Origin of the sequence: Streptomyces albireticuli (genome assembly GCF_021228125.1) — a bacterium.
Taxonomy (GTDB): domain Bacteria; phylum Actinomycetota; class Actinomycetes; order Streptomycetales; family Streptomycetaceae; genus Streptomyces; species Streptomyces albireticuli.
In genome coordinates this window covers 76,836-88,125 of sequence record NZ_JAJQQS010000016.1, presented here as the reverse complement: position 1 = coordinate 88,125, position 11,290 = coordinate 76,836, and the positions used below count along the sequence as shown (strand labels likewise).

At 75.0% G+C, this 11,290-nt stretch carries 2 protein-coding genes (1 of these 2 running past the window's edge); both read right to left on the bottom strand.

The genetic code is table 11. The features are described 5' to 3' along the window. Position 1: 1 nt before the first annotated feature. A complete protein-coding gene (locus LUZ64_RS26185) occupies positions 2–6,397 on the bottom strand; it encodes an SDR family NAD(P)-dependent oxidoreductase (protein ID WP_420877592.1) in 6,396 nt (2,131 codons plus the stop codon). Then, a protein-coding gene (locus tag LUZ64_RS26180; RefSeq protein ID WP_095584536.1) for a type I polyketide synthase crosses the window boundary here: on the bottom strand, positions 6,394–11,290 show its end. The gene runs 23,654 nt beyond the window's last position; the window shows 4,897 of its 28,551 coding nt (coding positions 23,655–28,551); the start codon falls outside the window, past its right edge; it ends in the stop codon at positions 6,394–6,396. The genes LUZ64_RS26185 and LUZ64_RS26180 overlap by 4 nt, the downstream gene beginning before the upstream one ends.

Sequence of the window (11,290 nt, the reverse complement as noted above, 5' to 3'; positions counted from 1 at the left end):
CTCAGCGATCGCTGTGGCGGCCGAGCTCGTTGTCGATGAAGGCGAAGATCTCATCGGTGCTGGCGGTTTCGAGCCGCTCGGCGACCTCCGCGCCGTCCTCCTCCGCCGGGGCCCCGCGCCAGCCGTCGAGGATCTGCGCCAGGCGGCCGGCGACGGCGGCCCTGGTGCGGTCGTCGGGCTCGCTGACGGCGAGTGCGGACTCGAGCCGTTCGAGCTCCGCGAGGAGGTCCGGCCCCGTACCGCTGTCGTCCACGAGCCGCGAGACGAGGTGGTCGGCGAGTGCGAGGGGGTTGGGGTAGTCGAAGACGAGGGTGGCGGAGAGCCTCAGCCCCGTGGCGGTGGCGAGCCGGTTGCGGAGCTCGACGGCGGTCAGCGAGTCGAAGCCCAGGTCGTTGAACTCGCGCCGGGTGTCGATCGCCTTGGCCGAGGCGTGCCCCAGCACGGCGGCGGCCTCGGTCCGTACGAGGTCGGTCGCGAGGCGCGTACGGTCCTCCGGCCGTGCCTCGCTCAGCCGCCGGGTGAACCGCTCGGCCCCCTCGGCGCCGCCCGCGGCGCCGGCGGCCGCCCGCCGGCCGCCCTTGACCAGGCCCCGCAGCACCGGGGGCACCGCGCCCCGGTCCCGCGTGCCCATGGTGACCGGGCCGAGGGGCACGAGGTGCGATCCGGCGGTCGCGGTGGCGGCGTCGAACAGCGCCAGGCCCTGCTCGACGGTCAGCGGTGCGGCCCCCGAGGAGGCGATCCGCTGCACGTCGGCGTCCGAGAGGGTGGCGGTCATGCCGCCGGTCGGGGCCCAGGCGCCCCAGGCGAGGGAGTGCGCGGGCAGCCCGTGCGCCGCGCGGTGCCGGGCCAGCGCGTCCAGGAAGACGTTGCCCGCCGCGTAGTTGCCCTGACCCGCCGTGCCGAGGACGCCCGAGACGGACGAGTACAGCACGAACGCCGCCAGGTCGAGGTCCTTGGTGACCTCGTGCAGGTGCCAGGCCGCGTCCGTCTTCGGACGCAGCACCGCCGAGAGCCGCTCGGGCGTCAGCGCGGCCACCATGCCGTCGTCGAGGACACCGGCCGTGTGGACCACCGCGGTCAGCGGGTGCGCGGCGGGGACCGCGCCGACGGCCGCGGCCGCTCCCTCCCGGTCGGCCACGTCGCACGCGAGGAGCGTCACCTCGGCGCCGTGCGCGGCCAGTTCGGCGCGCAGCGCGTCCGCGCCGGGCGCGTCCGGCCCGCCGCGGCTGACCAGCAGCAGGTGCCGCGCGCCGCGCTCGGTCACCAGGTGCCGGGCCAGTTCGCCGCCCAGGCCGCCGGTGCCACCGGTGATCAGGACGGTGCCGTCCGGGTCCCAGGCGCGCGGCAGGGTCAGCACGATCTTGCCGATGTGCTGGGCCCGGCTCATGTACCGGAACGCCTCCGGCGCGCGCCGGACGTCCCAGGTCGCCACCGGCAGCGTGTGCAAGGCGCCTTCGGCGAACAGCTCCAGGAGCTCGCCGAGCATCCCCTGCACCCGGTCCGGGCCCGCGTCGGCGAGGTCGAACGCCTTGTAGTGCACCGGGGCGGTGGACTCGGGGTCACGGATGTCGGTCTTGCCCATCTCCAGGAAACGGCCGCCGGGGGCGGTCAGCCGCAGGGAGGCGTCGACGAACTCGCCCGCCAGCGCGTTGAGCACCACGTCCACGCCACGGCCGCCGGTGACCGCCCGGAAGCGCTCCTCGAAGTCGGTGGTGCGGGAGGAGGCGATGTGGTCATCGGCCACGCCCAGTTCGCGCAGGGTGTCCCACTTGCCCTCACTGGCCGTGGCGAACACCTCGGCGCCCAGGTGCCGGGCCAGCTGGATCGCCGCCATGCCGACGCCGCCGGCGCCGGCATGGACGAGGATCGACTGGCCGGGCCGCAGGTCCGCGAGGTCCTTCAGCGCGTACAGGGCGGTCAGGAAGACCAGCGGGACCGAGGCCGCCCGGTCGGCCGACCAGTCCTCGGGTATCCGGGTCAGGAGCCGCTGGTCGGTCACGGCCACCGGGCCGTAGCCGCCGAAGACCATGCCCATCACCCGGTCACCCGGGCGCAGTCCGTGCACGCCGGGCCCGGTCTCGGTGACCGTTCCGGCGGCCTCGGCGCCGAGCAGGCCGGCCTCACCGGGGTACATGCCCAGGGCGTTCAGCACGTCGCGGAAGTTCACACCGGCCGCCTCGACGTCCAGGCGGACCTGGCCGGGGGTGAGCGGCTCCAGGATCTCGGGGCAGGGGGCGAGCACCAGATCGTCCAGGCTGCCCTTGGCCCGGCTGTCCAGCCGCCACGGCACCCCGGCGGGGGGCAGCAGCCCGGCGCCGGCGCCGGGCTGGGCCAGCCGTGCCACCCGGACGACGCCGTCCCGTACCACGAACTGCGCGTCCTCGGTGGCCAGCAGACCGGGCAGGTCCGCGAGCACCTCGGCGAGACCGCCGTCCTGGAGGTCGAGGAGTACGATCCGCCCGGGGTTCTCCGACTGCGCCGAGCGCACCAGGCCCCACACCGCGGCCGCGGCGAGGTCCCGTACGGGCTCGCCCTCGTCGGCCGAGACGGCGCCCCGGGTCACGAACACCAGGCGCGAGGTGCCGCCCTCCGCCCGGTCCGCCCACTCGTGGAGCAGACCCAGGACCCGGGCCGTCAGCCGGTGCGCGGCGGTCGGCACGTCGTCGCCCGCGCCGGACACGGGCACCACGACGAAGTCCTCGTCGCCGGTCAGGTCGGCCAGGGAGGCGACCGACGCGCCCACACCCGGCTCGTCGGCGCCCAAGGACACACACCGGGCCGGGGCGGGCCGCACCTCGGGAGCCGCGACCCAGTCCAGCGACAGCAGCGTGCCGCGCCGAGTCGCCGACCGGCCGGTGCCGGGGTCCTGGTAGGCGCGCATCACCATCGCCTCGGCCGACAGCACGGGCGCGCCCTCGGTGTCGACGGCGGTGATGGACACCGAGTCGTCACCGGTCCTCGTGACGCGGGCGCGCAGCACCGACGCGCCCGCGGCGTGCAGCGACACGCCCCGCCAGGCGAACGGCAGGAACTGGTCGCCCTCACTGCCGACGCCGGCCATCCGGTGGGACTGGAGCACCGCGTCCAGCAGCGCGGGGTGGAGGCCGAAGGACCGCGCGTCCCCCTCGACGTGGCCGGGCAGCGCCACCTCCACGTAGGCCCCGTCCTCGCAGCGCCACACCGCGCGCAGGCCCTGGAAGGCCGGGCCGTAGCCGGTGCCGTCGTAGAAGCCCTCCAGGTCCACGGCCTCCGCGCCCCGCGGCGGCCAGACCTGGGAGCCGAAGTCGCCGATCCGCTCGCCGGTGCTGAGCGTGCCGTGGGCGTGCTGGGTCCACGGCTCGTCGAAGGCGCCGTCGGCACGCGAGTACACCGAGAGGGAACGCGCGCCCGTCTCGTCGGGGGCCCCGAGCAGCACCTGGACCTGTGCGGCACCGTCCTCGGTGAGGGCCAGCGGGGACAGCAGGAGGAACTCCTCGACCCGGTCGCAGCCGACCTGGTCGCCGGCGCGCATGGCCAGCTCCAGGAAGCCGGTGGCCGGGAAGAGCACGCTGCCGCCCATGACGTGGTCGTTCAGCCAGGGGTACGACCGGGTCGACAGCCTGCCCGTGAACACCACCTCACCGGACTCGGCGAGCGTGAGCGTGGCGCCCAGCAGCGGGTGCTCCGCCGGCTGAAGGCCCGCGCCGGTCACGTCACCGCCGGACACGTCGAGCCGCGGCCAGTAGCGCTCGTGCTGGAACGGGTAGGTGGGCAGTTCCACCCGGTGGGCGCCGGTGCCGTCGAAGAGCTCGGCCCAGTCCACCCCGACGCCCGCGACGTGCAGGTGCGCGAGGGCGGTGAGCAGCGCCGTCTCCTCGGACCGGTCCTTGCGCAGGGCGGGGACGGCCACGGCCGTCTCGTCCAGGCTCTGCCGGGCCATCGCCGTCAGCACGCCGTCGGGACCCAGCTCCAGGAACGCCGAGGCGCCCTCGGCCACCAGGGCGCGGACGCCCTCCGCGAAGCGGACCGTCTCCCGGACGTGCCGGACCCAGTAGTCGGCCGAGCACATCAGTTCGCCGGTGGCGGGTGCGCCGGTCACGTTGGAGACGACCGGGATCTCCGGCGCCGTGTAGGAGAGGCCCTCCGCCACGCGGCGGAAGTCCTCCAGCATCGGGTCCATCAGCGCCGAGTGGAACGCGTGGCTCACCGTCAGCCGCTGAGTCTTGCGCCCCTCGGAGGCGAACTCCTGGGAGATCCGGAGCACTTCGGCCTCGTCCCCGGCGAGGACGACCGATTCCGGGCCGTTGACGGCCGCGACGGACACACCGTCCGTCAGCCGGGGAGCGATCTCGCTCTCCGCCGCCCGGACGGCCACCATCGCGCCGCCGGCGGGCAGCGCCTGCATCAGCCGGGCACGCGCCGACACCAGAGCGCAGGCGTCATCGAGCGAGAACACCCCGGCCACGTGCGCCGCCGCGATCTCACCGATCGAGTGTCCCGCCACGAAGTCCGGACGGATGCCGAGCGACTCCACGAGGCGGAACAGCGCCACCTCGACGGCGAACAGCGCCGGCTGGGTGAAACCGGTCGTGTCCAGCCGCTCCGCGTCGGTGAACATCACCTCACGCAGGTCCCGCAGCTCACCGTCGAACCGCGCCAGCACCTCGTCCAAAGCCTTCGCGAACACCGGGAACCGGCCGTACAGCTCCTTGCCCGTTCCCACCCGCTGCGCGCCCTGACCCGAGAACAGCACGGCGAGCGTACGGCCCGTTTCCGCGCGGCCCCGGGCCGCCTCGGACAGCTCGCCCTCGGGGCCCCGGGCCAGCAGTACCGCCCGGTGTTCGAAGGCCGAACGGCCCGCGACGAGCGAGAACCCGACGTCCACCGGGGACGGGGCACCCCTCAGCGACGAGATCCGCTCGATCTGCGCCGTCAGCGCCTCCTCGGACCTGGCCGAGACGGGCCACGGCACCACCTCGGGCGCCGGTGCCGGAGCGGTCACCGGCTCTTCGGCCGGGTCAGCCTGCTCGATGACGACGTGGGCGTTGGTGCCGCTGATGCCGAAGGACGAGACGCCCGCGCGCCACGGCCGGTCGGCCTTGGGCCACTCCCGGGACTCCGTCAGCAGCTCCACCGCGCCGGCCGACCAGTCCACATGGGACGACGGCTCGGCGACGTGCAGGGTCCGGGGCAGCACACCGTGCCGCATCGCCATGACGGACTTGATGATGCCCGCCACGCCGGCCGCGGCCTGGGTGTGGCCGAGGTTGGACTTCACCGACCCGAGGAGCAGCGGCCGCTCGGGGTCGCGCCCCTGGCCGTAGGTGGCCAGCAGGGCCTGCGCCTCGATCGGGTCGCCGAGCGGCGTGCCCGTGCCGTGGGCCTCGACCACGTCGACGTCCGCGGTCGTCAGTCCGGCGCTCGCGAGCGCCTGCCGGATCACCCGTTGCTGCGACGGACCGCTGGGCGCGGTGAAGCCGTTGGAGGCGCCGTCCTGGTTGACGGCCGAGCCCCGCACGACGGCGAGGACCGGGTGCCCGTTGCGGCGGGCGTCGGACAGGCGCTCCACGAGGAGGACGCCCACGCCCTCCGACCAGCCGGTGCCGTCGGCGTCGTCGGAGAACGCCTTGCACCTGCCGTTCGCCGCCAGCCCGCCCTGCCGGCTGAACTCCATCAGGGAGCCGGGGGACGACATGACGTTCACCCCGCCCACCAGGGCCAGCGAGCACTCGCCGGCCCGGAGGGCCTGGGAGGCCGTGTGCAGGGCCACGAGCGAGGAGGAGCACGCCGTGTCGACCGTCACCGCCGGGCCCTCCAGGCCCAGCGTGTAGGACAGCCGCCCGGAGGTGGCGCTGGCGGCGATTCCGGTGCCGATGTCGCCGGTGGCGTCGGCCAGGGAGCGTACGAGCAGGTAGGCGTAGTCCTGGCCGTTCGTGCCGACGTACACGCCGGTGCGGCTGCCGCGCAGCGACACCGGGTCGATGCCGGCCCGCTCGACGGCCTCCCAGGAGGTCTCCAGGAGCAGCCGCTGCTGCGGGTCCATGGTGACGGATTCGCGCGGGGAGATCCCGAAGAAGCCCGCGTCGAAGTCGGCCACGCAGTCGAGGAAGCCACCTTCCTGGCTGACGGCGTTGCCGCGCTGGTCGACTCCGGCCTCCCGCAGGGCGTCCAGGTCCCAGCCGCGGTCCGTGGGGAAGGCTCCGATCGCGTCCCGGCCCGCGGCCAGGAGCCGCCACAGGTCCTCGGGGGAGTTCACGCCCCCGGGGTACCGGCAGCTCATGCCGATGATCGCGATCGGTTCGGTGGCGGCGGCGACGAGCTTGTGGTTCTGCCGGCGGAGGTGTTCGGCCTCCTTCAACGAGGCTCGGAGGGCCGCGACGACGGTTTCGTTGGATGTGGTCATGGTCCGCTCTTTCAGCGCTCGTTGTGGGAATTGCCGTCGAGGGCCGCCTGCACCAGGTCGGCGACGTCCATCGCGTCGATCGACTCGTCGTAGGCGTCCGCCTCCGTGGTGGCGGTGGTCCCGTCGTCGGACGCGGCGGTCTGCGCTGCGGCGAGCTTCAGCAGGGGTTCGAGCACGCCGATCTCACGGAGCTGGGCCATGGAGACGGAGGCGAGCAGGGCCCTGATGCCCGGCTGGTCGAGGTCGCCGTCGGTCGCGCTCTCCTCCGGCCCGTTCTCCGGGACGAGCAGGCCGAGGACGTGGTCGGCCAGGTCCGCGGGGTTCGGGTGGTCGAAGACGAGCGTGGCGGTGAGGTTCAGCCCCGTCGCGGCGTTGAGCTGGTTGCGCAGCTCGACGGCGCTGAGGGAGTCGAAGCCGAGGTCCCGGAACGCCCGGTCGGCGCCGACGGCGTCGGCGGTCGGGTGTCCCAGTACGGCCGCGGCCCGGGTGCGCACCAGGTTCAGTACGGCCGCGGAGCGCTTCGCCTGCGGCAGGCCCGTCAGTTCCTCGCGGAGCGTGGTGCCGGGGGCCTCCTCGTCGGTGTGCCCGGCCGGGGACTGCGCGGTGCCGGTGGCCAGGGCCGCGAGGAGCGGGCTGGGCCGGACGGTGGTGAAGGACCGGACGAACCGCTCGGGGTCGACGTCGACGACGACCTCGGTGGGACGGCCGTCCGTCACGGCCCGGCGCAGCGCCGTGACGGCGAGGTCGGGGTCCAGGGGGCGGATCCCGGTGCGCCGGGCCGCGGCGGCCGCCCGGTCGTCGTCGGCCATTCCGCCGCCGCCCCAGGGGCCCCAGGAGATCGAGGTCGCTGCGAGGCCGTCGGCCCGGCGCCGCTCGGCGAGGGCGTCGAGGAAGGCGTTGGCGGCGGCGTAGTTGGCCTGTCCGAGGTTGCCGACCGCGGCGGACGAGGAGGAGAACAGGGCGAAGACGGCCAGGTCCAGGTCGCGGGTGAGGTCGTGCAGGGCCAGGGCCGAGGTGGCCTTGGCGCGGAAGACCGCCTCGTAGCGGTCCGGGGTGAGGCCCTCGAGCACGCCGTCGTCGAGGACGCCCGCGGTGTGGACGACGCCGGTGAGGGGCGCCTCCGCGGGGATGCCGGCGAGGACGGCGGCGAGCGCCTCCCGGTCGGCGGCGTCGCACGCGGTGAGGGTGACGTCCGCGCCCAGTGCGGCGAGTTCGGACCGCAGCGCCTCCGCGCCGGGGGCGTCGGGGCCGCGGCGGCTGAGGAGCAGCAGGTGCCGTGCTCCGGCCCGGGCCAGTTCGCGTGCCACCCGGGCGCCCAGGACGCCGGTGCCACCGGTGATCAGGACGGTGCCCGTGGGGTTCCACTCGCCGGTGGTCCGGCCGGCCGGTACGGGGACCAGCCGGCGCCCGAAGGCAGCGGAGGGACGTACCGCGATCTGGTCCTCGCCGGCGGGGGTGTTGAGGACCGTGGCGAAGCGGGCCGCGGTCCGCTCGTCGAGGGTCTCGGGCAGGTCGATCAGACCGCCCCAGCGCCGCGGGTGCTCCAGGGCGGCGACGCGCCCCAGTCCCCATACGGCGGCCTGTTCGGTGCCGGGCACGGGCTCGGCGGGCGAGGCCGCGACCGCGCCGCGGGTGACGCACCACAGGGGTGCGGTGACGTCCGCGTCGCCGAGCGCCTGGATCAGGGTGGTGGTGAGTGCCAGCGCCTCGGGGGCGTCGGCCCCGTCGGCGGGTGCGGTCGCGAGGGCGAGCAGGGAGACCACGCCGGTGAACGCGCGCCCGCCCGCGGTCTCCTTCCGCAGCCGGCCGGCCAGTTCCTCGCGTCCGGTGCCGTCGGCCGTGAGGCTCGTGGTGTCCGCGCCGAGGGCGGCCAGGACGTCGGCGACCCAGGGGTCGTCGGCGTGGCCGGCCGGGACGACGGCGAGCCAGGTGCCCGCCGTGGCGGCGGAGGGCGCGAGGGTGAGCGGCTGCCAGGTGATCTGCTGCCGCCAGCCGTCGACGGTGGTCACCTCACCGCGCCGGCGGCGCCAGTCCGCGAGGGCGGGGAGCACCTTGGACAGCGCGTCGCCGTCGACGTTCAGGGTCGCCTCGAGCGAGGCGAAGTCCTCGTCGCGCACGGCCGTCCAGAAGCCGTCGTCCTCGCCGCCCGCCGTGGCGCCGGCGTCGGCGGGCCGGGGCTCCGGCCAGAACCGCTGGTGCTGGAAGGGGTAGGTGGGCAGGTCGGTGCGCCGGGCCGCGGCCGTGGTCCCCGCCAGGACGGTGTCCCAGCGCGGGTCCGTTCCCCCGACGTGCAGCCGGGAGAGCGCCGTGAGCACGGACTCCTCCTCGCCGCGGTCCTTGCGCAGGGCCGGGACGGTCACCGCCCGGGAGGACAGGGTGTCGAGGGTGTCCTGGGCCATGGCGCACAGGGCGCCGCCGGGGCCGAGCTCCAGGAGGACGGTCACGCCGCGCTCGGCGAGCGTGCGTACGCCGTCGCCGAACCGGACGGCTTCGCGGACGTGGTTCACCCAGTAGTCCGGGGTGCACATCTGCTGCCCGGTCGCCGCCTCACCGGTGAGGTTGGACACGAGCGGGATCGTCGGGGCGTCGTAGGCGACGCTCCGGGTGACCCGGCGGAAGTCCTCGAGAATGGCGTCCATGTGGAGTGAGTGAAATGCATGGCTGACCCGCAAACGCCTAGTCCTGCGTCCGTCGGCGGTGAATTTCGCCGCGATGTCGAGCACGGCGGCCTCGTCCCCGGAGAGGACGACCGAGTCCGGTCCGTTGACCGCGGCGAGCGAGACCCCGTCGGTCAGGTGGGCCAGCGCCTCGTCCTCGGTGGCCTGGACGGCGACCATGGCGCCGCCGGTGGGAAGGGAGTTCATCAGGCGGGCGCGGGCGGCGACGAGCCGGCAGGCGTCCTCCAGGGAGAACACCCCGGCGACGTGTGCCGCCGCGATCTCGCCGACGGAGTGCCCGGCGGCGAAGTCGGGGCGGACGCCCCAGGACTCGACGAGCCGGTAGAGCGCCACTTCCAGGGCGAACAGGGCGGGCTGGGTGAAGCCTGTCTCGTCCAGCCGCTCCGCGTCGTCGAACATGACGTCCCGCAGGGGGCGGTCCAGTTCGGCGTCGAGGTGTGCCGTCACCGCGTCGAGTGCCTCGGCGAAGACGGGGAAGCGTGCGTAGAGCTCCCGGCCCATGCCGACCCGCTGCGAGCCCTGGCCGGAGAACAGCACCGCGAGCTTGCCGCGCCGGGCCGCCTCGGCGCCCAGGACGACCTGGGGGGAGGTGAGGCCGTCGGCGAGCGCGGCCAGGCCCTGGAGCAGGGTGTCGCGGTCGCCGGCGAGTACGGCGGCGCGGTGCGCGAAGGCCGACCTGGCCGTGGCCAGGGGCAGGGCGAGGTCCTCGACGGTGAGGCCGGGCCGGGCGGCCACGTAGGAGTGCAGCTGCCTGGCCTGGGCCCGCAGGGCTTCCGGCGCGGCGGCCGACACGGGCACGGGCAGCAGGGTGCCGTGCTCCACCGGCTCGGGGGCGTCGGTGACGTTCCCGGCGGGCGGTGCGGGCTGCTCGATGATCACGTGGGAGTTGGTGCCGCTGGCGCCGAAGGCCGAGATGCCGGCCCGGCGCGGGCGGCCGGTCTCCGGCCAGGCTGCCTCGTCGGCCAGCAGCTCGATCGCGCCGGCGGTCCAGTCGACGTGGGTGGACGGCTCGTCGAGGTGCAGGGACCTGGGCAGGACGCCGTGGCGCATGGCCAGGACCATCTTGATCACTCCGGCGACGCCGGCGGCGGCCTGGGTGTGGCCGATGTTGGACTTCAGCGACCCGAGCAGCAGCGGCCGCTCGCGGTCCTGTCCGTACGTGGCCAGCAGGGCCTGCGCCTCGATGGGGTCGCCCAGGGAGGTGCCGGTGCCGTGTGCCTCGACCGCGTCCACGTCGGCCGGGGCGAGGCCGGAGACGGCCAGGGCCCGGCGGATGACGCGGCGCTGCGAGGGGCCGTTGGGCGCGGTGATGCCGTTGCTGGCTCCGTCCTGGTTGATGGCCGAGCCGCGCAGGACCGCGAGGACCTCGTGTCCGTTGGCCAGCGCGTCCGAGAGGCGTTCCAGGACGAGGACGCCTACGCCCTCGGACCAGCCGGTGCCGCCCGCGGAGGACGAGAAGGCCCGGCAGCGGCCGTCGGGCGAGAGGGCTCCCAGCTCGCCGAACTCGACGAAGTTCACCGGCGTGGACATCACCGTGACACCGCCGGTGAGGGCGAGGGAGCACTCGCCGTTGCGCAGGGCCTGGGCGGCCAGGTGGAGCGCGACGAGCGAGGACGAGCAGGCCGTGTCGACGCTGACGGACGGGCCTTCCAGGCCGAGGGTGTAGGACACCCGGCCGGAGAGCAGGCTGGCCGACTGCGCGGTCTGCGCGTGGCCGAGCTGGCCCGCCTCGGGGCGGTAGTCGCCGGAGCCGCCGCCGATGAACACACCGGTGTCACCGCCGCGCAGGTCCGCCGGGTCGACGCCGGTCCGCTCCAGGGCCTCCCAGGCCGCTTCCAGCAGGATGCGCTGCTGCGGGTCCATCACCATGGCCTCGCGCGGCGAGATCCCGAAGAAGCCGGGGTCGAAGTCCGCCACGTCGTGGAGGAAGCCGCCGCCGCGGGCGACGGTGCCGCCGTGGCCGTCGCGGTCGCCGTGCAGGAGCCGGTCGAGGTCCCAGCCGCGGTCGGTCGGGAAGCCGCCGATGGCGTCGCCGCCGTCCATGACGAGGTCCCAGAGGTCCTCGGGCGAGCGGATCCCACCCGGGTAGCGGCAGCTCATGCCGACGATGACGACGGGGTCGTCGGCCGTGTCGGCGCCACGCACCGCCGTGGCGGTGGTGGCGGGCAGGTCCTCGTCCTCGCCGAGGAGTTCGGCCAGCAGGTGGCCGGCCAGCGACTCGGCCGTCGGG